19 protein-coding genes are annotated in these 22,670 nt (G+C 46.1%); 7 read left to right on the forward strand and 12 right to left on the reverse strand.

Annotation, left to right across the window (positions count from 1 at the left end; genetic code table 11):
• Positions 1-16: 16 nt before the first annotated feature.
• The 9 genes from ACGHVY_RS17700 to ACGHVY_RS17740 all read right to left on the reverse strand — a co-directional run bounded on the left by ACGHVY_RS17700 (position 17) and on the right by ACGHVY_RS17740 (position 11,464).
• Positions 17-685: a hypothetical protein gene (locus ACGHVY_RS17700; RefSeq protein WP_390600321.1), complete on the reverse strand. Its 669-nt coding sequence runs from the start codon at positions 683-685 to the stop codon at positions 17-19.
• A 13-nt stretch (positions 686-698) separates the two neighbouring features.
• Positions 699-1,586 carry an ABC transporter ATP-binding protein gene (locus ACGHVY_RS17705; RefSeq protein ID WP_390600324.1) on the reverse strand — a complete coding sequence of 296 codons (888 nt, stop codon included), beginning with the start codon at positions 1,584-1,586 and terminating at the stop codon, positions 699-701.
• 22 nt (positions 1,587-1,608) lie between these two features.
• Positions 1,609-2,175 (reverse strand): PepSY-associated TM helix domain-containing protein, encoded by a 567-nt coding sequence (locus ACGHVY_RS17710; protein WP_390600326.1) that lies wholly within the window; start codon positions 2,173-2,175, stop codon positions 1,609-1,611.
• Entirely contained in the window at positions 2,162-2,749 is a 588-nt protein-coding gene (locus ACGHVY_RS17715; protein ID WP_390600328.1) for a hypothetical protein, read from the reverse strand. The genes ACGHVY_RS17710 and ACGHVY_RS17715 overlap by 14 nt, the downstream gene beginning before the upstream one ends.
• Before the next feature lie 217 nt (positions 2,750-2,966).
• Entirely contained in the window at positions 2,967-4,580 is a 1,614-nt protein-coding gene (locus ACGHVY_RS17720; protein WP_390600330.1) for a fimbrillin family protein, read from the reverse strand.
• Positions 4,581-4,617: 37 nt separating this feature from the next.
• The gene (locus ACGHVY_RS17725) at positions 4,618-6,129 is read right to left on the reverse strand and encodes a DUF6850 family outer membrane beta-barrel protein (RefSeq protein ID WP_390600332.1); all 1,512 of its coding nucleotides are present in this window, start codon (positions 6,127-6,129) and stop codon (positions 4,618-4,620) included.
• Positions 6,122-7,357, reverse strand: a complete 1,236-nt coding sequence (locus tag ACGHVY_RS17730; RefSeq protein WP_390600334.1) for a DUF4876 domain-containing protein — start codon at positions 7,355-7,357, stop codon at positions 6,122-6,124. The genes ACGHVY_RS17725 and ACGHVY_RS17730 overlap by 8 nt, the downstream gene beginning before the upstream one ends.
• 4 nt (positions 7,358-7,361) lie before the next feature.
• Complete coding sequence (locus tag ACGHVY_RS17735; protein ID WP_390600336.1) at positions 7,362-10,205, reverse strand: TonB-dependent receptor domain-containing protein; 2,844 nt, start codon at positions 10,203-10,205, stop codon at positions 7,362-7,364.
• A gap of 251 nt (positions 10,206-10,456) precedes the next feature.
• Complete coding sequence (locus tag ACGHVY_RS17740) at positions 10,457-11,464, reverse strand: aspartate-semialdehyde dehydrogenase (RefSeq protein WP_390600338.1); 1,008 nt, start codon at positions 11,462-11,464, stop codon at positions 10,457-10,459.
• Positions 11,465-11,725: 261 nt separating this feature from the next.
• Between ACGHVY_RS17740 and ACGHVY_RS17745 the strand changes: the two genes are divergently transcribed.
• The 3 genes from ACGHVY_RS17745 to ACGHVY_RS17755 are packed head-to-tail and all read left to right on the forward strand — an operon-like array spanning position 11,726 to position 15,243.
• Positions 11,726-13,861 carry a cation:proton antiporter gene (locus ACGHVY_RS17745; protein ID WP_308747406.1) on the forward strand — a complete coding sequence of 712 codons (2,136 nt, stop codon included), beginning with the start codon at positions 11,726-11,728 and terminating at the stop codon, positions 13,859-13,861.
• On the forward strand, positions 13,843-14,577 hold the full coding sequence (locus ACGHVY_RS17750) for a ThiF family adenylyltransferase (protein WP_390600341.1): 735 nt from the start codon (positions 13,843-13,845) through the stop codon (positions 14,575-14,577). Before ACGHVY_RS17745 ends, ACGHVY_RS17750 begins: the two co-directional genes overlap by 19 nt.
• 9 nt (positions 14,578-14,586) lie before the next feature.
• A complete protein-coding gene (locus ACGHVY_RS17755) occupies positions 14,587-15,243 on the forward strand; it encodes an ABC transporter ATP-binding protein (RefSeq protein WP_308747404.1) in 657 nt (218 codons plus the stop codon).
• Positions 15,244-15,421: 178 nt separating this feature from the next.
• On the opposite strand, the gene ACGHVY_RS17760 is transcribed toward ACGHVY_RS17755, so the two are convergent.
• Both ACGHVY_RS17760 and ACGHVY_RS17765 read right to left on the reverse strand, forming a co-directional pair.
• Positions 15,422-16,348, reverse strand: coding sequence for a helix-hairpin-helix domain-containing protein (locus ACGHVY_RS17760; RefSeq protein ID WP_390600345.1), 927 nt, complete (start codon positions 16,346-16,348; stop codon positions 15,422-15,424).
• Positions 16,348-17,718, reverse strand: coding sequence for a sodium-dependent transporter (locus ACGHVY_RS17765; RefSeq protein WP_390600348.1), 1,371 nt, complete (start codon positions 17,716-17,718; stop codon positions 16,348-16,350). Before ACGHVY_RS17765 ends, ACGHVY_RS17760 begins: the two co-directional genes overlap by 1 nt.
• A gap of 102 nt (positions 17,719-17,820) precedes the next feature.
• Here ACGHVY_RS17765 and ACGHVY_RS17770 point away from each other — a divergent pair, with 102 nt between their 5' ends.
• Entirely contained in the window at positions 17,821-18,228 is a 408-nt protein-coding gene (locus ACGHVY_RS17770; RefSeq protein WP_390600351.1) for a hypothetical protein, read from the forward strand.
• Between the two features lie 67 nt (positions 18,229-18,295).
• Here the strand turns inward: ACGHVY_RS17770 and murF are convergent, their stop codons facing one another.
• Entirely contained in the window at positions 18,296-19,594 is a 1,299-nt protein-coding gene (gene murF / locus ACGHVY_RS17775) for a UDP-N-acetylmuramoyl-tripeptide--D-alanyl-D-alanine ligase (protein WP_390600353.1), read from the reverse strand.
• A gap of 195 nt (positions 19,595-19,789) precedes the next feature.
• Between murF and folP the strand changes: the two genes are divergently transcribed.
• The 3 genes from folP (at position 19,790) to ACGHVY_RS17790 (ending at position 22,667) form a co-directional block, all read left to right on the forward strand.
• Entirely contained in the window at positions 19,790-20,656 is an 867-nt protein-coding gene (gene folP, locus ACGHVY_RS17780) for a dihydropteroate synthase (RefSeq protein WP_390600356.1), read from the forward strand.
• Positions 20,657-20,667: 11 nt separating this feature from the next.
• A complete protein-coding gene (gene cdaA / locus ACGHVY_RS17785) occupies positions 20,668-21,432 on the forward strand; it encodes a diadenylate cyclase CdaA (RefSeq protein ID WP_390600358.1) in 765 nt (254 codons plus the stop codon).
• Positions 21,433-21,548: 116 nt separating this feature from the next.
• Positions 21,549-22,667, forward strand: a complete 1,119-nt coding sequence (locus ACGHVY_RS17790) for an ATP-binding protein (RefSeq protein ID WP_390600360.1) — start codon at positions 21,549-21,551, stop codon at positions 22,665-22,667.
• Positions 22,668-22,670: the final 3 nt, after the last annotated feature.

Below are 22,670 nucleotides of genomic sequence, written 5' to 3' on the forward strand. Positions count from 1 at the left end.
TCATTCTTCATTTCTTTTAGTCCTGTTTGCCCGCCTTGAACCGTACGATGGAAAGCCACGAGAAAGAAGCCGTCAGCAACGTATAGACCAGCAGATAAGGCAGGAACTTGTTGTAGGCTTCCGGTGTGGGCGACAAAAAGAAGATTCGCAGTAAAAGCACGGCGATGACGAGATTCAGGATACGGCGTTTCCATGCCGGTTCGAGGCAAATCCATGCGACAAGCAGATAACCGGAGATTCCCGCCAGATACCACGTCAGCGCAGTGAGCAGTATATGGTTTTTCAACTCGTGGGCAAGCACTCCGTTCAAGTATATCTCCATCAGCAGGAAGTTGGAAGCAAAGCAGGCAAGGAGCAGCACCAAGCCGGAGAATAGCATATTGCCTGTCATCTTCAATTCCGGGTAAGGCAGATGAAGCGTCAGTTTCAGGCATTTGCGCTGCATCTCGGGGACGAACTGCACGATAGCCATCAGTATCCCGGCAATCAGAGGGATATATTGCAACATATCAATGAATATAACATCCCGTTGCAGCATGACTTCCCATACATGCGCAGCCCCTTTCATTTCTACCACCCGGTTGATGCGGAGCATACAGTAGCCTGTAAAACCGAGTGTGGCGAGCACGGCAAGCAGGAAATACCACCGTGTCTTTATCCATTCTTTATAAAATATAGCGTACATTGTTGTTGAGTATTTAATATTTTCCCGTCAGACCGATGAAAGCGTCTTCCAGGTTCACCTGTTCACTATGCAAGTCTGCATAAGGAACTGACATTGATTTCAGTTTTTCCTCTGCTGCCGCAGGCGGCAGGAAGGAGAATGTCTCCAACGTATTCCGCAGGACGGAAGGATGGTAGAAATCCTCGGACGCGGGAAATTCATAACCTTCGGGAACCGTAAATGTATAGCGGCGTCCCTTCTCCAATAATTCGGAAATCGGCTTCTGAATCAGTATCTTTCCGTAATCCATGATGATGCAATCGTCCACAAGACGTTCCATATCCTGAATGATATGCGAAGTCAGAAAGACGGTTTTACCTTCAGAGCGGGCATAGTCGCGGAGATAATCAACGAACAGGCGGCGGTAACCCGGGTCGAGTCCGAGGGAGAAGTCGTCCAATACCAGAAGTTCAGGATTCTGTGCGAGAATCAGTCCGAGGGCTACTTGCGAGCGTTGTCCGCAGGACATGCGCGAGATGCGTTGCCCCTGGGCGACTTTCAGCTTATTCATCAGTTCATAATACGCTTCCTTTTTCCACTGACCGGGGTAGAAAGCTGCATAGAATTTCTCAATTTCGGTGATAGTCATAAACTGGTATTGCACATGACCCTCAATCAGCAGTCCGATGTTACGACGCAGGGACGGTGGCATGGTTTGTATCTCTTGTCCGAAGATGCGGCATTCTCCCGAGCGCGGTTTCAGGTAACCGCTCAGGATATTTATAGTGGTGGTCTTGCCCGTACCGTTTTTGCCCAACAGTCCCAGGATACGTCCTTTGGGTACTGTGAAACTGAGGTTTTCATAAATCAACCGTTTGCCGTAATAATGCGTCAGGTTGTTACATTCGATAATTTGTTCCATTCGATTTTATCTGTTATTCTATTCAAAAGAAGAAGAGGAAAAGCAGGGGAATCAAGATTCCTGCAATGAGTTCTATTCCCCCTCTGCCGATAATACCTTTATTCCCTTTCAGCATGATGACGCCGGAAAGGGTGATGATAATAAGCCCGACAGCGAAAATATCAGCAAAGTACGTCCACCACTGTCCCGGATTGTAATGCAGGCGGGACATCGCCCCGATAAGCGGGCGACGGGTGACGGATTCGTAAACTGCTTCCCCCGTCTTTACATTCACCAAGAGGTTGGAGCCGCCTTTCAAGAATACTTTCATTACGTCCGCTTGAGGGAAGTAATGTTTGGTATAGTTGGCTGCCTCTCCCAGTGGTTCCAGCAGGGTAAGTACTTTTTCCTTATTCATTCCCGCCTTGTCCGGCAGGTTTTCGGTTATCTTATATTCTTTCCGCGTGATGGAGAAGTTCGGATTAATTGTATTGCGATGATTCATCACAATGCCGGAAATGGCATATATCAAGACCATTCCGGCAAAGAAAAATGATAAGTCGCGGTGTATAATCCGGCTCCATTTGCGGACGCTGCTACTCCACTTCATACGAATTAGCTTCCATAAAATAGAATGATAAATACTCTTTTCCTGTTTTTGCTTTGCGGTCGGCTATCTTGGCGCGGAAGTCGGCGATGCGGGCTTCGGGCGTGTTGGCTGTTTCGCCGCGCGCTTTCTTTTCGGTGTCGCATCCGGCTTCGCCTGTACCGTGCTTCTCGGCAGCTTGCGCTTTGAGTTGCGCTTCCCAGTTCTGGAGATAGGCTTCGTCGATGCGTTGCTCTTTCAGCGTGCCGGTGACGCGGACGATGGAGTTCACGCATTTAGGGTCGAATGCGCCCAGTGTTCCGGCTTCCACGCGGATTACCTGCGTGTCGTCACTGCCCATGAGGAAGATTTTCTTGGCTCCATGTTTGCAGGTGTGCGTACAAACGCCTTCGATGGTCACTTCTTTTCCGGCAAGGCTTTCGGCATTTGCCAGGAGAGAGTCGATTTCCAGAGCGGAAGAGGCGGTTTGCTCCGTAGTCGCTTCCGCTGCGCTTTTCTGTTGTTTGTTACCACATGAAGTTCCGATAAAAGTCATTGCTGCTAAAGCAACGACGATAGTTAGCTTTTTTGTTTTCATTGTTACTGCTTCGTTTTTTATATAGTTTGTAAATAGTTTATTGCTCTGCTTATAGCATTCAGTAGCCGGTCCTATAAGAGATTAGTTTCAACCCTACTTGAAACTTTTAGTTTCACACCGAGAAACACTTTGTTTCACACCGGGAAACCATTCGTTTCACACCGAGAAACAAATAGTTTCAAGGCATGAAACAAATATTGCCCCTTGGGCTGGCGGATTAGTCCCTTACGCAACGAAGTTGCATGCCGGCTTTGACGCTGACATAAGATAGTGATAATCTGCCTTCCGGATACTTGGCTGTATTGATTGTACTCATCAATCCGAAGAACTGTATGTTGGTCAATAATCCGGAAGTATTGTTGTATATGGGTTTGTAGGCAGTCGAAGTCATATGGTAATTCATTGCCGGTTTCCCATGCCATGCAGCTTGGATGTTGTCTTCACTGGCTATTGCAGTCTTTTGATAACTGCCGGCTCCGGTGAGGCTTGTTACCATGCGTACACCGGAGAACCGGTAATTGAATCCTGCATTATTAAGTGATGTTATTTTGCCACCGTCATAGGTTACATCATAGAAAAGAGCTTTATCACCATCAGCCGGTACTTTACCGTCAGCATCATTCGTTGATTTTCCTACCAGGTTAAAGTACTCCAGGCGTGTCGGTATGTGCCATCCTTTCGGACAGATACCTTGTGCTCCTTCAAAGCTATTCAAATTACTCTCAGTAATTTCCTTACCGCCCAGGGCAGCTTGCAGGTCATAGAGATAGCCCAATTCTTTTATGGCACTAATATCGGTTGTAGCTACGGTTGCGCCGTCTACAATTTCATACGGATACCAGATATGTGAATCTGCGGTTGGGTCGGTGGAAGGAGTAAATCCTTTCGGGAGATAGATAAGCGGTTCAGCCATCCATGTTGTTCCGTTTGCAAAGGTTACGGTATTGTATTTCACTCTGTCATACAGGAAATAGTTTTCGTCAAGATGTTCTTCGAAAGGAACTTCATTGTCAGCGCTGATTTCGCCCTCATCTGTCCAATTATCAATCTCACCGCTCAGTGTAACGATAATATCATCAGGTAACACACGGACATTCACACTGTATTGTCCGCCTTGAACCAATGTCGTAGAAGCGAGTCTCTGTGATAAAGTCTTGCCGTCAGCAGTTGCTACTTCAAGAGTGAAAGCTACCGTCTGCGGAATGACGATGGCGCGATAGACCTTGTTTGCTGTAACAGCTTGTGCGATGATGTCTGTTGTTGCAACGTTCTCGTCGGCTGTAACCGAAAGGGCTGCCAGGTCGAGAATGGCGGTTGGTACAGAACCTTTCAGTACAACAGATGAAATGTTTGATTGCGTATCATTCTCTACGTTGATGACCAGTTTGGTAAGTAGGTGCTTAAAGTTCATGACGATAGCATTGGTAGAAGGAAGTACGCCGGACTTGCTCGCAGCAATAAGGTCGGATGCACCGTAACCTGTAGTCTGGTCGGCTTTTACCGTAAATGAAGTCGGAGTACCGGCCGCATTATATGGATAATAGGCTACTATCTGCGATTCGTCATTTCCTTCCGGATACCAAAGTAAATCACCGGTAAATACTCCGTCATTGAATGTCATCAGTTTGTTTGATGCATATACGAAGTCATTGCTTTGGGTGACTGTTACTCCGATTTGGTCTGTATTTTCGAAGTTAACTTCCGTAGCACGTGTGATTATGGGAGCAATAGTTATGCGGCTGCTAGTGCCAATAGCCGTTGCTTCCTTCTCTTCTTGCTGGCAGGATGCCAGAAGCGCTGCTGCAAACATAAACGTCAAAATCTTTTTCATTGTTTAATAATTTAGTTCGTATGGATATTGATTGTTTTTAAAAAGTATATCCTAGCTTTATGGTTTCGTTCCATCGGCTCGCACCCTCTATATAGTTGAGGTTGAAACCGTGCGTATAGCTTCCCTGTATCTCCGCATAAATTCCCCGGTTGAAATGATAGCGTAATCCGAGACGGAGAGTGGCGTGCGTGGCGGTTGCGTATTCATTCTGTAGATTATAATAATCAGTCAGACGATAAGGCGGATTGCCCGCTTCCGTAGCTGTCTCAACGGTTCTGCTTTTCTCGGTGAAGTCTCCCGTAGAAAAGGATGCGGCGGCTTTCAGGTCGAATCTTCCGGTGTGAAGTATCCCGGAGATATACGTCCGGCTGCAAAGCATCTTTTCCGAAGCGACGTAAGGGTACATCTGAGTCACGAGACGTTTGGATGCCGATAATTCCGTTCCCAGGCGAAGTTCTCCGCGCGGGCATATAAGTTCATATTCGGGATTGGCGGAAAAAGCGTCTTGCTCGAAGATACGGTTGGAGCCGTGTACGTGAGTCGTTGTTATTCCGTTGACCGTTTCCTTGCTGATAACGTTCTCATTATTTGCCAAGTGCGACCATTGCAGGTTCAGCCGCAGAAAATGTTCCTTGTTTCCCTGTTTGAAGCGGTAACTCAGATGAGAGGTAATCCGGTGCGTCGGGAATTTGAACCAGATAGCTTCCCGTTCGCCTGCAGAGCCGGAAGAGTGCATATATTCAATATCTCCGTAGAAGCCTTTCCATTGAAGTTGCATCGCTGCTCCGTGAGAGAGCTCTTTGACAGGGAAACCGTTGATTCCCGATTCACTCAAGTGGATACCGCTGCCGTTCCATGCTTCGTAGGCTCCATACATCAGTCCTTTATCCAGAAAGGCATTGTAGGACGTCTCTGCCGTACCGATAACTTCCGCTTTGACAGATTCGCTGTTTTTGTTGAAGAGATACGAAAGCCCGATTGCCAGTTCACCGGAATGATACATGACACTGGGGGCTACCGTCAGGTCGAGCCTGTAGTTGGTATGCCGCAAGTCTTTCCGTTTGGAGTAGTTGGCTGCGGAAAAATCTATCTTACCGCCCAATCGCCAGTTGGGGGCGATGTCTGTTGCTATACCGCCCATGAACGCATAGGTTTGCAGGTCTTTGCGTCCGGGGGTGAACTCCAGAACGTCTACCGGGTAAAAGCCCGGATGGATAAACATCGAGCCGCTCATATTCTTGCCCGAAGTTTGGTCGAAGGAGAATGAACCGGTCAGAGAATAGCCTTTCAAGTGGGTGATGGACTTTGCTATCGCCCCGGCACTCCATGACTTTTCCGCTTCGTACGAGTTGCGGAAGTCACCGTGGCGGTTGTTTCCGTACAATTCGGCGTAAGAGGTAGTGATGCTGTCCATCATGATGCCCGTGACATTGGCTCCGGCATTCCATGAGTTACGCCGTTCTATAATGTCATAGGTCTGTGCCGAAGTTGCGGACACCATGCATAATAGCAAAAGACAGGTTATATCTATTTTTCTCATATCACTCATGCAAAGATGGTTTTTCTCGTTCGTAAAAATCGGTGGAAGAGTTGTTGGTATCTACCAGTATCTCATAACCCGCTTCCTGTGTGGCTTCTTCGTCTACCTGGCGGTGCAGGCTGCGCCCGTTGTAAGTGGCGCTTTGGGTGACGTATCCGGCGTCGATGGAAGGAGAGATACGCTTCTTATTGTTCGAGGAACCTCCGTAGTATATCTCCGTGCCGTCGATAACCCATTCAAGCGGGACGGCTATCACCCGGTCGACTGTGCTTCCGGGCTTTTGTATGATGCTGCCTTCTTTGGCAACGAAATCTTGTATTGTAGTGCCCTTAGCCTTGAAGATGATTGTGGCGGGAGAGGATAGCGAGTAGGTATAGGCATTGGCCTGTCCCGTCTTCACGACAACGTTCAAGTAATGTTCCGGCGTGATTTGGTCGCCCGGAGCCGGGTGGTATTGCGTGTTCGGGAAATAGACGTTGTTGTAGCAGACAAAGTATCCGGGTTTGTTCAGGTTGACGGACTGCGGATATTGTGCCGCATGGTCGATGGCTCCGTTGAGGGCAATCACCGCATCTTCACCCGGTTGCAGCGGGAACGTCTTGCCTGTGCCGCCAAACTGCCAGACGCACTGGGCGATGGGAGCGAAGTCGGGGAAGATGGTTGCTCCGGTTTCTGCGTCCTGCTTCACCCATACGTTGGTGGCTTGCGCATTGTAAGGGTCGAGCGTCCCGAAGCATAAACTGTCGAGGTATTGTACTTCCGAATCGTTATTGTGCAGGATAATATATTTATCGGACTGGTAATTTCCTTCCAATGGCAGCTTGGTACAACCGCCGCAGTAGATTTCCTTGATGATGATAGCTCCCGCTCTGGAGTGGAGCAATGGCAGATTAAAAGCCATATCCCCGTCCGTCAGTTTTACATTGTCGGCGAGCCCGTTGAAGATGTCCTGGTCGCTCTTGTCACTGATTTGCACACGGTAGATTCCTTGTGTCAGTGAAAATTGCACCGTTCCGTCCTTGTCGGTTTTTGCCTTGTAAGAGTTGCCACGGTCTACGTCTTCAATTTTCACGGTTATTCCTTCCCGGAGATATTCTGTATAACCTTCCGGATAGACGGCAGTGACTTGCAGGGTATGCAATTGGTCGCCGTACGGATTCTCTTTGTCGATGTCCGTGCATCCTGCTGCGATGCTGATGGCGGCTGTCAGTAATACTATGTAGATGGATTGCTTCATAAGTTTAAAATTTAATGCGGCAAGTGAGCCCGTAGTAGAAATCAGGGGTGAAGAGCGCGCTTACACCGGTTGCACGGGATTTCACATAAGGGCGTGAGTTCGTAAAGTTGATAGCGTTGAGAGACAGGGATATGTGGTCGCCAATCTCTTTGGTTATGTTGATGTTGGCAGAGAAATACGGGTCGTAACCGTCGGCTGCGAACGTATAGGCATTACCCGATTTACGTATCAGATAAGAGAACTCCGGGTTTTCGGCTTCGGCGGAAGTGAAAGGATGCATTTCGTTATTCAGGTCGAGATAGGCTACCGGCCAGATGGCTGTGTAGGAATCTCCGTTGTAGATGCTTCCTTCGGTTCGGATATTACTGCTTTCGCTGACTTTGAAGGCGTATTCCTTGCCCTTGTATTCGGAGATGTTCTGCGAACGCTTCACTAGTGAGGCTTCCAGTCGGCAGGATATAATCAGCCGGGCTTTCGGGATACGGGTGATGGCGGTGATATTGGCATCCAGCGAGTGGGTGCGCCTGCCGTTGGCGGTTATGGATGAATTGTCGCCGTTGGCGTAGATACCTACATATTGGTAAGAACGGTTGGGAAGGCTGGCATCGGTGTGCGACCATCCGTTCTGATAATAATAGGATAACGAGTTATCTATATATTTCGTGTAAGTATAGGCAGCATCTATCCGGAATTGTGTACGGATAGGGGGTATCTCCGGGAAGTCGACAATCAGTTCCGCTCCCCGGCGGATTACGTCCATGCCATTGTCGGGAGAGGTTGATTTGACAAAGGTCTGGTCGGTCACCTTTACGTCCATCGGAGTCCAGTAGTCCGATTCGTTTTCACGTATATAAACCATTCCCGTCTGGCTGTCCACATTGATTTGCGGGTTAGCGGGCATCGTGAATCCATCGGGTAATTGGAGTATATCATATGCGAACGGGGTATACGTACTTGTGTATTTATACGGCAGTTTCGTGCGGTTGAAGTATCCGACTAGTGAAATTCGGGTACGGGCGACATTGAGGTCGATACCTATCTCCGAGTTTTGGTTCTTTTGCCAGCGGAGATTCTCGTTGTGCAGCAAGGTGTAGGGCTGGCTATAATACACATAAGATGACTCATTGTTATTATAAGAGAATCCGAAAGTCTGTATATCCCGGTATTCCTGCTTGAGATACAGCATATAAAAAGAAGGCAATTTCTCGGAAATCCCCCATCCGCCACGGATAGCGATATATTCGTTCAACTGCCACCGGGCATTGAAGCGTGGCGAAAGGCTGTTCAGACTGTTATATTCCGTCCCTTTGATAAATAGATTTTCCCAGCGTACGCCCGCCATCAACCTGAGCATTGTATTCCCGACAGGTAGTGACAGGCTTTCCTCTGCATAAAACGAAACGTTATGCATATACGGATATGCGCTATAAGGGCGTGGACGGTAACCGTTCGGAGCCAATGCGGGGTCTTTATAATATTCTCCTTCACCCACATTTCCCGTTGCTTTCCACTGAACACCTGCTTTCAGATTACTGTTTGCAGTACCGAACCGACGGTTCCATTCATACTTCAAGGATGCTGCGTAATCCAGTTCTTTGGAATCGACCACCTGGTCGGCAAAATAAGTGTACGGCAGTTTGCTTGCCAGGAAATACCCTTCCTGGGTGGCGTGCACTGCCGGTTGCTCGGATGCGGAAGAATAAAAAGTGTGCGAGTGCGAGTTATTATCATTATAATACACCGATGCGTCAAACTTGAGGTTGGTTATCCACGATTTATTGAGCAACCACGCCAATGAAGTATTGGCACGGAATACGTTATCCCGCACTTTGGTATATTCTCCTGAATATGCGTCAGGGTCATCTTTCGTATTCATACCGCCGATATTGCCCGTGACGCCGATGTCGAACCGGAATACTTTGTGGAAAGTATTGCTGTATCCGGCAGAGAAACTTCTTCTTGTATAAGAGGTATAAGGAGAAATCAGCTTTTGGGTAGCCTTTGTCCATTCTCCGTTTATGTTGATAACTCCTTTGTCATTCCCTAAATCAAGTCCCTTTGAAAACGAAACCTGTTCCGTGCGCGGATTGATGGAGAGTAATATGTTCCACGGTGTCTTTCCTTTTCTGGTGTTGATTTTAACCATACCGCTGTTTAAGTCGCCATATTCGGCGGACGGTACGCCCGTGATTACTTCCACCGATTCAATATCTGCTACGGCAATGCTCCGGGTATCCGCACCGTTCATGTCGCCGAATGAACCATTGTTGCCGATGCGTACGCCATCTACTTCTATGGCTGTCCCGAAAGCAGCGTTACCGGCTGTCGAACCGCCGGCGCGTAATGAGAAAATGTTATTGGCGGTAAGGTCGGGTACTTTCGTCTTTCCCCCAGGAAGCAGTGCGGAAATATCACTGACATTGGATACTTGGAGATGCTCTAAGGCATTGCTACCGATAGTCAGCGTAGTGTTCAACTCGTTTTTCGGAGCTTGTGCGGTGACAACCACTCCTTCCAGTGCGAGGGTATTTTCTTTGAGTTGGATAGTCAGATTCTTGATGTCTTTACGTACGTCTACAGGAAGAGTTGTCGGCACATAACCCAGGAAAGATACTTCTATATTGTATTTCCCGCTTTGTACTCCCGGTATCGTAAATTCTCCTTTCTGATTGGATACAGCCCATAAGTAGGTGCCTTTGATAACGATAGATGCACCAGGCAAGGGGGAATTCGTTTTTGCTTCGGTCACGCGACCGGAGATTGTATAGATGTTTGAATTGGCGGCAACCTCAAATAGATTGCAAAATAATAGCCCCCACAATGCAATATTAAAAAGACAATACTTCATAAATAAGTTTTGCGCAAAATTCGTTAAATAACGGCTGCGGGGCAATCGCTATAATTAGTTATTTTAAAGAAATGAAATACCTATAATAAGTGAGGGTTTGCGACAAAAGAACCTTTTCGGTTTTATGAGGAAGGCATATGGTATATAAAATAAGAAACCGGCTTGCATTGCGAACAGTATCGCGTTGCAAGCCGGTTCATTGGTTTGGCTTATCTTTGTCGATGTCCGGATTTTATCTCCGGACTGATACCTTAGACATTTTTTACTTTAATCAGATACTCGGCAATCTGAACAGCGTTCAGTGCGGCACCCTTCTTAATCTGGTCACCTACAATCCAGAAAGTCAGCCCGTTTTCGTTTGTCAGGTCTTTGCGGATACGTCCTACGTAAACCGGGTCTTTACCAGCCAGGAACAACGGCATCGGATATTCTTTCTCTGCAGGATTGTCCTGAAGAACCAGGCCTTCTCCCTTGGCGAACGCTTCGCGGGCTTCTTCCACGGAAATCGGACGTTCTGTTTCTACCCAAATGCTTTCGGAGTGGGCACGCAATGCGGGAACACGCACGCAAGTAGCACTAACCTTGATGTCGGAATGCATGATCTTACGTGTTTCGTTAAACATCTTCATCTCTTCCTTCGTGTAACCGTTTTCTGTGAATACGTCAATCTGCGGAATCAGGTTGAAAGCCAACTGATACGCGAACTTTTCCACAGTCACAGGCTCGTTTGCCAATACCTGACGATATTGTTCGTACAATTCGTCCATGGCAGCGGCACCCGCACCGCTTGCTGCCTGATAGGTAGACACGTGCACGGTTTTTATATGAGAAAGCTGTTCGATGGCTTTCAGTGCAACTACCATCTGGATAGTTGTACAGTTCGGGTTGGCAATGACACCGCGAGGACGCTCCAATGCGTCTTCGGCATTTACTTCAGGCACCACCAGAGGCACATCGGCATCCATACGGAATGCGCTGGAGTTGTCGATCATCACAGCACCATACTTGGTGATTGTTTTTTCGAACTCCTTGGATGTTCCTGCTCCGGCAGAAGTGAAAGCAATGTCTACCCCTTTAAAGTCATCGTTGTGTTGTAAGAGTTTCACCTCGATCTGTTTACCGCGGAAAGTGTAAGTTGTTCCGGCACTACGTTTAGAACCGAACAAAACTAACTCGTCCAACGGGAAGTTTCTCTCATCGAGCACGCGCAGGAATTCCTGTCCCACGGCTCCGCTTACGCCAACAATAGCTACTTTCATCTTTTTCTTTTGTTAAATTGTGAATATTGAATATCTCTCTATCCGCTGTCGAATAGAAGAGATTTGGCTGCAAAATTATAACATTTTGCCATATAATCAGTATTTCGGGTGAGAAAAAAGTTATAAGACGATGAGTTTTTGGCGGTAAACTGGTAAAACCTGTATTGAAATAACCTAAAACTCACGTCTCAAACCCTGTAACTTATTGGTGGTATGCGAACTTTTTTGTTCCTTTGCATTGAATTCCTAAAGCTACAGCCCATGAACCTGTTTGATTTTAATTTGACCTTACCGATAACCGACCCGACCTGGGTATTCTTTCTGGTATTGATTATTATTCTGTTTGCTCCGATGATTCTGGGGCGTCTTCATATCCCTCATATTATAGGTATGATTTTGGCAGGAGTGGTGATTGGCGAACATGGCTTTCATGTACTCGACCGCGACAGCAGTTTCGAACTCTTCGGCAAAGTGGGGTTATACTATATTATGTTTCTTGCCGGGCTCGAGATGGATATGGAAGACTTCAAGAAGAACCGGGCGAAAAGTATTGTGTTCGGCTGGCTTACCTTTCTTATTCCGATGGGACTGGGGATATGGAGCAGTATGAGTATGTTGGGATATGGTTTTCTCACGGCCGTGCTGCTGGCCAGTATGTACGCTTCCCATACGTTGATTGCTTATCCTATCATCAGCCGTTATGGATTGTCGCGTCTGCGCAGTGTCAATATAACTATCGGTGGCACGGCTGTCACCGTAACTCTGGCTTTGATAATTCTCGCTGTGGTAGGCGGTATGTTCAAAGGGACTGTCGACGGTTGGTTCTGGGGATTTCTTGTGGCAAAAGTCGCTTTCCTCGGATTCCTGATTGTTTTCTTCTTCCCCCGTATCGGCCGTTGGTTTTTCCGGAAGTACGATGACAGCGTGATGCAGTTCGTATTCGTGCTGGCCATGGTCTTCCTTGGTGGCGGATTGATGGAGTTTGTGGGAATGGAAGGTATCTTGGGGGCTTTCCTTGCCGGATTGGTCTTGAACCGTCTGATTCCTCATGTATCTCCTCTGATGAACCGTCTGGAGTTTGTAGGGAATGCGCTGTTTATTCCTTATTTTCTGATTGGTGTCGGGATGATTATTGACGTAAGAAGCCTGTTTACCGGTGGGGAGGCATTGAAAGTGGCGGTTGTCATGACGGTGGTGGCTACCTTCAGTAAATGGCTGGCTGCATGGATTACGCAGAAGATTTACGGAATGCATTCGAATGAACGGAGCATGATATTCGGTCTGAGTAATGCGCAGGCAGCGGCTACGTTGGCGGCGGTATTAATCGGGCACGAAATTATCATGGAGAATGGTGAGCGGTTGTTGAATGACGATGTGCTGAACGGTACGGTCGTGATGATTCTTTTTACCTGTGTTATCAGTTCTTTAGTGACCGAACGTGCCGCCCGTCGCTTTGCGTTGGATGAAGCTACGCAGTCGGAAGAAGAGGGAACAAAGAAAAGCAATGAACAGATACTGATTCCCGTCGCCAATCCGGATACGATTGAAGACCTTGTTAACCTGGCATTGGTGATAAAGGATGCTAAACAGAAAAATGCGTTGATTGCGTTGAACGTTATCAATGATAATAATAGTTCGGAAAAGAAAGAATTGCAGGGAAAACGTAATCTGGAAAAGGCTGCGATGATTGCCGCCGCTGCCGATGTGCCTGTCACTATGGTGAGCCGTTATGATTTGAACATCGCTTCGGGGATTATCCACACGATAAAGGAGTATGAAGCTACGGACGTCGTCATCGGTCTGCACCGGAAAGCCAATATTGTGGATTCGTTCTTCGGGCACTTGGCGGAAAGTTTGCTGAAGGGTACGCATCGCGAAGTGATGATTGCCAAATTCCTGATGCCGGTGAATACCTTGCGGCGAATCAACATTGCCGTTCCGCCAAAAGCCGAGTATGAAACGGGGTTTGTGAAATGGGTGGAACACTTCTGCCGGATGGGAAGTATCTTGGGATGCCGCGTTCATTTCTTTGCAAATGAACGGACATTGATGAGGCTGCGTCAACTTGTGAAGAAGAAATATGCAGGAACGCCGACCGAATTTACTACGTTGGACGAATGGGAAGACCTTCTCTTATTAACAGGACAAGTGAATTATGACCATCTGCTGGTGGTTATTTCCGCCCGTCGGGGGTCTATCTCTTATGATACTTCCTTCGAGCGTCTGCCCGCGCAACTCGGAAAGTATTTCTCTAATAATAGTTTGATTATTTTGTATCCCGACCAGTTCGGCGAGCCGCAGGAGATTGTTTCTTTCTCTGATCCTCGCGGACATAATGAGTCGCAACATTATGAAAAGGTCGGTAAATGGTTCTATAAATGGCTAAAGAAAAACTGATGGAAGAAAATAACTGGCAACAACGGACGGAACTTCTTTTGGGAAAGGAAAAGATGAATCGCATCCGTAATTCCCATGTGTTAGTCGTAGGTTTGGGCGGAGTAGGGGCTTATGCCGCCGAGATGATTTGTCGTGCGGGAGTAGGGCGGATGACGATTGTAGATGCCGATACAGTGCAGCCTACCAATATGAACAGGCAATTGCCTGCCATGCATTCTACATTAGGAAAGACAAAAGCAGAAGTGCTGGCTGCCCGATATAAAGATATAAATCCGGATATTGAGCTGAGGGTTCTTCCTGTCTATCTGAAAGATGAAAATATACCGGAACTGCTGGATGCCGGAAAGTATGACTTTATAGTAGATGCTATTGATACTATCAGCCCGAAATGTTATCTGATTAGTGAAGCTATGAAGCGGCGTATCCGGATTGTTTCCAGTATGGGGGCAGGGGCGAAGAGTGATATAACGCAAGTCCGCTTTGCCGACCTTTGGGATACCTATCACTGCGGATTAAGCAAAGCGGTGCGGAAGCGTCTTCAGAAGATGGGAATGAAGCGGAAACTCCCGGTGGTATTCAGTACCGAACAGGCGGATCCGAAGGCTGTGTTGCTGACCGATGATGAGCAGAACAAGAAATCAACCTGTGGAACAGTCAGTTATATGCCGGCAGTGTTCGGATGCTACCTCGCGGAATATGTTATTAAACGATTATAAAAGGCTATTATGATAAAACTGGAAGGAATAACGAAGAGTTTCGGTTCGTTGCAAGTGCTGAAAGGGATTGATTTGGAAATCAACAAGAGTGAGATTGTCAGTATTGTGGGGCCGAGCGGGGCGGGTAAGACTACTCTGTTGCAGATTATGGGTACCCTGGATGAGCCGGATGCAGGCACGGTCGAAATTGACGGAACTGTGGTCAGCCGGATGAAGGAGAAGGAGCTGTCTGCTTTCCGTAATAAGAATATCGGTTTCGTGTTCCAGTTCCATCAGCTCTTGCCGGAGTTTACCGCATTGGAGAATGTGATGATTCCTGCTTTTATAGCGGGGGTATCTTCAAAAGAGGCAAACGATCGTGCGGTGAAGATACTGGAGTTTATGGGACTCGCCGACCGTGCTTCTCACAAACCGAATGAACTGTCGGGCGGGGAGAAACAACGGGTAGCTGTGGCGCGTGCGTTAATCAATGATCCGGCTGTAATCTTGGCCGACGAACCATCCGGAAGTCTGGATACTCAAAATAAAGAAGATTTACATCAACTGTTCTTTGATTTGAGGGATAGATTGGGGCAGACATTTGTTATTGTCACCCATGATGAAGGACTTGCCAAAATCACCGACCGGACAGTACATATGGTGGATGGTATGATTAAAAAAGATTAATTAAGAAACCTTATTTCTAAAAATGCATACCAAAAGGCTAGAACCTTGTTGGGGTTCTATCTTTTAGCTATATATTTATAGTCGCTTCTCTACGGAAGTCTGTGAAGATGATAGTAGAGTGTTTGTTTTGTTTGTGTGTGATGCATTCTTGTCTGGTGTGATAGGAATGCATCTTTTTTTATAAATCATAACAGACGTAAGGCTCGAGCCTCTCAAAATCAGCCGGAGTGAATTCCTCATAGAGCGACAACTGTTTCAGGCTTTTTATGTTTCCTTTCTTTTTCCGGTACTCTACAATAACTTTCGCTTGATAGAAGTTGATATACGGATGATACGTCATTCGTTCCAGGCTTGCTTTATTTAAGTTGATACGATGTATCTGTCCGGCGTCAATGGAAAACCAGGGACGGAGCTTCTCTGCTTTTAGCTGAATCTCCTGCAATTGCTCTATCCGGCAGAAAGCTCCCAGACGCTTGCGGTAATTTACAATTCTCCGGGCAATGACGCTTCCGATTCCGGGAATCTTTTTTAGCTCGGTTGTATCGGCAGAGTTGAGGCTGATGACGGTGCCGGGTTGGTATTTGAATATGGTATCCCGTTGTGTGCTTTTGGCTGTTAATAGTTGTACAGTATCTCCTGGTTCTCTTGTCTCGGAACTTTTCGCAATCTGAATATAAGGAAGTAGCGTCTGATATTGTTCTTCCGTCAGTCCGTATATCTTCCGGAAGTCTTCCGGGTGGTGGAACCGTCCTTGTTTGCTGCGATAGCGCAAGATGTTCTTAGCCATCCATGACGGTAATCCGAGAGACAGAAAAGCCATGGAATCGGCTGTGTTCGGGTCGAAGACGGCAAGCCTTATCTCTCTTTTTGGAGATGAGCGAAAGGAGTTGCCGGTAGATTTCCGATATGGCTTTGTCTCTTTGAGGGAAGAGATAAACTCATTATACTCTTTTTCTAACTTCTCTTGTTCTGCGGCATCCATCTCTTTGGGATGGATGAAAAGCGTGAAGAGCTTAGGAATTGCGAATGTTCCTAAAATAAGAACGACAAGGACGATAATGCCTTGTCGTTCGGTTTTAGTGAAATAAAAAAAGTCTTTCCACATTATAGTTTGATAAATCCCAGCTCGTTGATAAATATCAGTGTGATGGCTACCGGAGCTATATACTTTAATATAAAGATGATTAGTTTGTACACAGGTACTTTCAAGGAACCGTCATTGGTAATCTCCGACCATACCACTTTCTTGTCGAGATACCATCCCGTGAAGAGGGAGATGCATAATCCGCCGAGCGGAAGCATGATTTTAGCCGTTACAAAGTCGAAGAGGTCGAATGTGCCCAGTCCGAAGATAGTGAATCCTTTCGTCACTCCCAATGACAGGGAGCAGAGTATTCCCAGAGATATACATCCGCCGGTGACCAGCCTTGCCGCCTTTTCGCGGGAGAATTTGAACTCTTCGTGCAAATAAGCCGTCACTACTTCGTGCAGGGAAATGGTGGAAGTCAATGCTGCCATTGCCAGCAAGGTATAGAACATCACTGAGAATATATATGCCAGTGCAGGTACACTGCTGAATGCTTGTTGAAATACATTAGGCAGTGTGATAAAGATAAGACTCGGGCCGGAACCGGGCTGGATACCTACGGAGAAGGCGGCCGGGAAGATGATAAAACCTGCCAGTATTGCCACAAAAGTATCAATGATGCCTACGCTGAATGCGGTTTTAGTCAGATTGGTTTCTTTGCTGAAATAAGAAGCGTAGGTACAGAGGCACCCCATCCCTAGGCTAAGAGAAAAGAAGGCTTGTCCCATCGCACTCAGAAATACATTGCCGTCTACTTTACTAAAGTCCGGTTTCAGCAGGAACTCAATACCTGCACCGGCTCCCGGCAGAGTGACCGAGCAGACTACCAATATCAGGATAATGATAAACAAGGTAGGCATCATAATCTTGGAAGATTTCTCGATTCCCTTTTCTACTCCTTTTACGATGATGAAGTGAGTAATCAGCAGGAATGCTACCAGCCATAAGACCGGACGCCAAGGGTTACTGGAAAATTCCTGGAAAGAAGCAATGAACTCTCCGGAGGTTTTTCCGGCGAAGCCGTTTGTTGCAGCTTCAAAAACATATTCAAGCGTCCATCCTGCCACCACTGAATAATAACTGAGTATCAGGAAGCCTGCCAATACCCCCATGCGCCCTACCCAACGCCAATGTGTGCCGGGAGCGAGTTTTTGATAGGCTCCTGCTGTGTTTGCTCTCGAACGGCGTCCTATCAGGAATTCGGCAATCATGATAGGAAGTCCCAGGAGAAGCACACAACCCAGATAAATCAATATAAAAGCCGCGCCCCCATGATTTCCTGTCTCATAAGGGAATCTCCATATGTTACCCAATCCTACTGCTGAGCCGGCAGAAGCGAGTATTACGCCTAACTTACTACCGAAGTTCGCTCTATCACTTTTTATCATAAATCTTGTTTTATCTTACAAATCGTTATAAATATACGTATGAAAGTGCAAATATAGAAAATGATACGTATATTTGCACTGAATCTGTAATTTAATTTAGATATGCTATCTTATATTAAGAAATATCCTGTTTCGCTTTTTATCATACTGACTGTGATTTACCTGTCGTTCTTTAAACCGCCTAAGACGGATTTGAATGAAATTCCCAATATAGACAAGTTAGTTCATATTTGTATGTATTTTGGCATGTCGGGGATGTTATGGCTGGAGTTTTTGCGGGCACACCGCAGAGATGATGCCCCGATGTGGCACGCCTGGGTGGGTGCATTCCTATGTCCTGTACTTTTCAGCGGTTGTGTGGAGTTGATGCAAGAATACTGTACCACGTATCGTGGCGGAGACTGGCTGGACTTTGCAGCCAATTCTACGGGAGCGGTTCTGGCGAGTTTGGTAGCCTATTATGTGGTACGACCGAGAATGAGTAAAAAAGAGAACGCGTCAAAAAGATAGCATTTGCTTCCTTTTAACGCGTTCCCTTTTCACTTTATGAGTGTTTTACAGATAAGCACTCTACTGTTTATAAGTGTTCTACTGTCGAACTGAGTTTGATGCCGTTAGAACCTTTGATGAGAATGGTGTATCCTTTCGGTTTATTTGTTCCCAGTTCTTTGATGACTTCCTGTACATTGGCATAAGTCTTGAAAGAGTGCTGTGCGGCAGCGAACTGTTCTCCTACAAGCCATACTTTCTCAAAACCGCTCTCTTTGATATAATCCACAATCTTCTGATGCTCGGCTGCACTTTCTGTACCGAGCTCCCTCATGTCTCCCAATAAAAGCATCTTGTGAGGAACGGTCATATTACGGAAATTCTGCAAGGCAGCCATCATGCTGGTCGGATTCGCATTGTATGCGTCAATAATCAGCGTATTGTCTTCTGTCTTTTTAAGTTGGGAACGGTTGTTCTGTGGTGTATATTCCGCTAAGGCTTCATCAATCTTTTGTGCCTCTATTCCAAAGAAACGTCCGATAGTAATGGCAGCTAGGGCATTCGGGAAATTATATTCTCCGATTAACTGCGTGCGGACTTGATGAATGTCTCCGTCCTTACCCGCTTTCCATTCAAAAGTAAGATAAGGCGAGTTGTCCGTAATGCGTCCGTTAATATATAAGTCATCTTCCGTTCCGTAAGAAATCAGGTTCAATCCACCGGCTATATTCATTAAATAGGGATTGTCGTGATGGATGAAAACGGTGGAATCACTTTTGGGGCGGAGGAAGTCATACAGTTCTCCTTTCGTCTTGATAACTCCCTCGAAAGAACCGAATCCTTCCAAATGGGCTTTGCCTACATTGGTGATAATGCCATAATCCGGTTCGGCTATCCCGCAAAGAAATTTGATTTCTTCCTGATGGCTGGCTCCCATTTCGATGACGGCAAGGTCATGTTCCGGTTTCAACCGGAGCAGGGTAGTCGGTACGCCGATATGATTATTGAGATTGCCTAAGGTATAGAGCACATTCTGCCCTTTGCAAAGGACAGAGGAGATTAATTCCTTGGTAGTTGTCTTGCCATTTGTACCGGTGATGCCGATAATACGTGTTCCGAGCTGGCGGCGGTGGTAGTTGGCGAGTTGTTGCATGGTTTGCAGACAGTCGTCTACCAGTATATATCGCCGGTCGCCTTCTACGGCATATGCGGCTTCATCGACGATGGCGTACGCGCAGCCGGAATTTAATGCTTTTTCGGCAAATGCGTTACCGTTGAACGACTCGCCTTTCAAGGCGATAAACAAAGAACCGTCCGGACAGTTGCGGCTATCGGTAGTGACTGATTGGCACTCCTGGAAAATTTGATAAAGAGCAGCAAGTTTCATAACCTGAACTTTAATTTAAAACGCTGCAAAGATAGGCTATTCTTTCGGATTTGACAGGGGTTCGGACAGTTTTTTGCTTAGACATATGGCAAAGGTAAATTCTATAGTCTGCCGATATACGTTTATTTATTGTTTTTAGTGCAATACTTGCTTTTTTTATCTACATTTGTAGGCAATCTAAAAGGAATAGTATCAATGATGAAACCTGTATCTCCTATTTATATAAACGTGAAAGGGCGGTTGCTTGACCTCGCTGTTCCGCAGGTGATGGGTATCTTGAATGTAACCCCCGATTCTTTTTATTCCGGCAGCCGGATGCAGACCGAAGAGGATATTGCAACCCGTGCGCGGCAGATCATTGACGAAGGTGCTTCGATTATTGATATAGGGGCTTATTCTTCACGTCCCAATGCCGAACATATTTTTGCCGAGGAAGAAATGCGCCGGCTTCGTACCGGACTGGAAATCCTCAACCGTAACCACCCGGACGCTATTATTTCCGTAGATACCTTTCGTGCCGATGTGGCGGAGCAATGTGTGAAGGAGTATGGAGTCGCTATCATCAATGACATAGCTGCCGGTGAGATGGATGACCGGATGTTTCATACTGTAGCCGGGTTGGGGGTACCTTATATCATGATGCATATGCAGGGGACTCCGCAAAATATGCAAAAATCCCCTCATTATGACAATCTGATAAAAGAAGTGTTTCTGTATTTTGCCCGTAAGGTACAGCAACTCCGCGATTTGGGTGCAAAGGATATTATTCTCGACCCCGGATTCGGATTCGGCAAGACATTGGAACATAACTATGAGCTGATGGCACATTTGGAGGAATTCAGTATTTTCCAACTTCCGGTCTTGGTTGGAGTATCCCGGAAATCCATGATTTATAAATTGTTGGGCGGAACCCCGCAGGATTCGCTGAATGGGACAACTATATTGGATACTGTCGCGTTAATGAAAGGCGCGCATATTCTCCGCGTACATGATGTACGCGAAGCCGTGGAAGCCGTCCGAATCACGGAAAAGATAAAAAAAGAGAGTTCATATAGCAAATAAAAGAAGATAGCATGTTTTTTGAATTTGGCATAAAAGATTTTATTGATATTCTGCTGGTAGCTTTGCTGTTGTACTATACCTACAAACTGATGAAAGCGTCCGGCTCCATCAAGGTTTTCACCGGCATCCTTGTTTTTATCCTGATTTGGCTGGTTGTGACCCAGGTTCTGGAAATGAAACTGCTCGGTTCTATCTTCGACACATTGATGAATGTGGGTGTGATAGCCTTGATTGTCCTTTTCCAGGATGAGATACGCCGTTTCTTATTAACCTTAGGTTCTCACCGCCACGTCAGCGCACTGGCACGTCTTTTCAACGGCTCAAAGAAAGAAGTCTTGAAGCATGATGACATCATGCCGGTAGTGATGGCTTGTTTGAGTATGGGCAAACAAAAAGTCGGCGCGTTGATTGTCATTGAACACAACGTTCCCCTGGATGAAATCGTCCGTACGGGTGAAGTGATTGATGCGGCAATCAACCAACGTTTGATTGAAAACATCTTTTTCAAGAACAGCCCTCTGCATGACGGTGCAATGGTTATCAGTAAGAAACGTATCAAGGCAGCCGGATGTATCCTTCCCGTATCTCATGACTTAAATATTCCCAAAGAACTGGGCTTGCGCCACCGTGCGGCTATGGGGATCTCTCAGCAATCGGATGCTCATGCTATCATCGTCTCCGAGGAAACGGGTGCTATCTCTGTGGCTTATCACGGACAGTTCTATCTTCGCTTGAATGCGGAAGAATTGGAAAGCCTGCTGACAAAGGAAAACTGATTCTAGTTATAGTAATAATGCAATGGTCAAAAGATGATGGTCATAAAATGACCATCATCTTTTGACCATTGCTATAAAATCATTATCTTTGGAGCAGAAACCAATGTAATATAGGTATGAATAATCCTTTTGTAACTAATGGCTATGTTTCTGCAAAGTACTTCTGTGATAGGGAAAAAGAGACAGAGGACGTGATAACAATGCTGCTTAACGGAAATAATATAGCTTTGATTTCTCCGCGACGATATGGAAAGACGGATTTAATCAGGCATTGTTTTTCCTGTCCGGAAATAAACAAGCGTTTTTATACGTTTATTGTGGACATTTATGCGACCCGTTCATTGCGTGATTTGGTAAATAAGCTTGGGAAAGCTATTTTGGAAGAGTTGAAACCCCGTGGAAGACAATCTTGGGAATTATTTGTTAATGCCATATCCTCTTTGAAAGCCGGTATTTCTTATGATATATCGGGGATGCCTTCCTGGTCTATTAGTTTGGGAGATATCACTAATCCGGCAGTTTCTTTGGATGAAATATTTAACTATTTGCAGAAAGCGGACAAGCCATGCCTGGTGGCGATTGATGAATTTCAACAGATAGGAAAATATGACGAAGATACCGTTGAGGCAACATTACGTACATATGTGCAGTATTGTAGCAATGCTCACTTTATTTTTGCCGGCTCGCAACGGCATTTAATGGGAAGCATCTTTACTTCTCCTTCCCGTCCGTTTTATCAGAGTGTGACGATTATGAATCTTCCCCCTATCCCGAAAGATAAGTACCGGGAATTTGCAGTCGGGCATTTTCATGAGAATCATAAGACTTTATGTCCGGAAGTGGTTGATGCGTTATACGACCGCTTTGAAGGTGGAACCTTTTATTTGCAGAAAGTGATGAATGTGCTTTTTCTGAAGACTCCGGAGAAGGGTGTCTGCGGAATGGATATGATACAGACTGCCGTTGATTATATTGTAAACTTCACAGCGGATACCTATGCTGAACTTTTATATCAATTACCCGAAAAACAAAAAGAAGTTTTTATTGCTATTAATAAAGAAGGAAAAGCTAGAGCTGTCAATTCGGGTGCGTTTTGTAAACGTTATGGACTGGCATCCCCCAGTTCTGTCAAGTCTGCTGTGAATGGGCTTTTGGATAAAGATTTTATCACAAAAGAACGCGATTATTATGAGGTGTATGATAAGTTTTTTAGTCTCTGGTTAGCAAAACAATAATTC

The sequence above is a fragment of the Bacteroides sp. f07 genome (assembly GCF_042854785.1).
GTDB lineage: Bacteria > Bacteroidota > Bacteroidia > Bacteroidales > Bacteroidaceae > Bacteroides.

Coding starts and splice junctions, on each gene's coding strand:
- ACGHVY_RS17700 (WP_390600321.1), bottom strand. CDS start 685: ATGTACGCTATATTTTATAAAGAATGGATAAAGACACGGTGGTATTTC.
- ACGHVY_RS17705 (WP_390600324.1), bottom strand. CDS start 1,586: ATGGAACAAATTATCGAATGTAACAACCTGACGCATTATTACGGCAAA.
- ACGHVY_RS17710 (WP_390600326.1), bottom strand. CDS start 2,175: ATGAAGTGGAGTAGCAGCGTCCGCAAATGGAGCCGGATTATACACCGC.
- ACGHVY_RS17715 (WP_390600328.1), bottom strand. CDS start 2,749: ATGAAAACAAAAAAGCTAACTATCGTCGTTGCTTTAGCAGCAATGACT.
- ACGHVY_RS17720 (WP_390600330.1), bottom strand. CDS start 4,580: ATGAAAAAGATTTTGACGTTTATGTTTGCAGCAGCGCTTCTGGCATCC.
- ACGHVY_RS17725 (WP_390600332.1), bottom strand. CDS start 6,129: ATGAGTGATATGAGAAAAATAGATATAACCTGTCTTTTGCTATTATGC.
- ACGHVY_RS17730 (WP_390600334.1), bottom strand. CDS start 7,357: ATGAAGCAATCCATCTACATAGTATTACTGACAGCCGCCATCAGCATC.
- ACGHVY_RS17735 (WP_390600336.1), bottom strand. CDS start 10,205: ATGAAGTATTGTCTTTTTAATATTGCATTGTGGGGGCTATTATTTTGC.
- ACGHVY_RS17740 (WP_390600338.1), bottom strand. CDS start 11,464: ATGAAAGTAGCTATTGTTGGCGTAAGCGGAGCCGTGGGACAGGAATTC.
- ACGHVY_RS17745 (WP_308747406.1), top strand. CDS start 11,726: ATGAACCTGTTTGATTTTAATTTGACCTTACCGATAACCGACCCGACC.
- ACGHVY_RS17750 (WP_390600341.1), top strand. CDS start 13,843: ATGGCTAAAGAAAAACTGATGGAAGAAAATAACTGGCAACAACGGACG.
- ACGHVY_RS17755 (WP_308747404.1), top strand. CDS start 14,587: ATGATAAAACTGGAAGGAATAACGAAGAGTTTCGGTTCGTTGCAAGTG.
- ACGHVY_RS17760 (WP_390600345.1), bottom strand. CDS start 16,348: ATGTGGAAAGACTTTTTTTATTTCACTAAAACCGAACGACAAGGCATT.
- ACGHVY_RS17765 (WP_390600348.1), bottom strand. CDS start 17,718: ATGATAAAAAGTGATAGAGCGAACTTCGGTAGTAAGTTAGGCGTAATA.
- ACGHVY_RS17770 (WP_390600351.1), top strand. CDS start 17,821: ATGCTATCTTATATTAAGAAATATCCTGTTTCGCTTTTTATCATACTG.
- murF (WP_390600353.1), bottom strand. CDS start 19,594: ATGAAACTTGCTGCTCTTTATCAAATTTTCCAGGAGTGCCAATCAGTC.
- folP (WP_390600356.1), top strand. CDS start 19,790: ATGATGAAACCTGTATCTCCTATTTATATAAACGTGAAAGGGCGGTTG.
- cdaA (WP_390600358.1), top strand. CDS start 20,668: ATGTTTTTTGAATTTGGCATAAAAGATTTTATTGATATTCTGCTGGTA.
- ACGHVY_RS17790 (WP_390600360.1), top strand. CDS start 21,549: ATGAATAATCCTTTTGTAACTAATGGCTATGTTTCTGCAAAGTACTTC.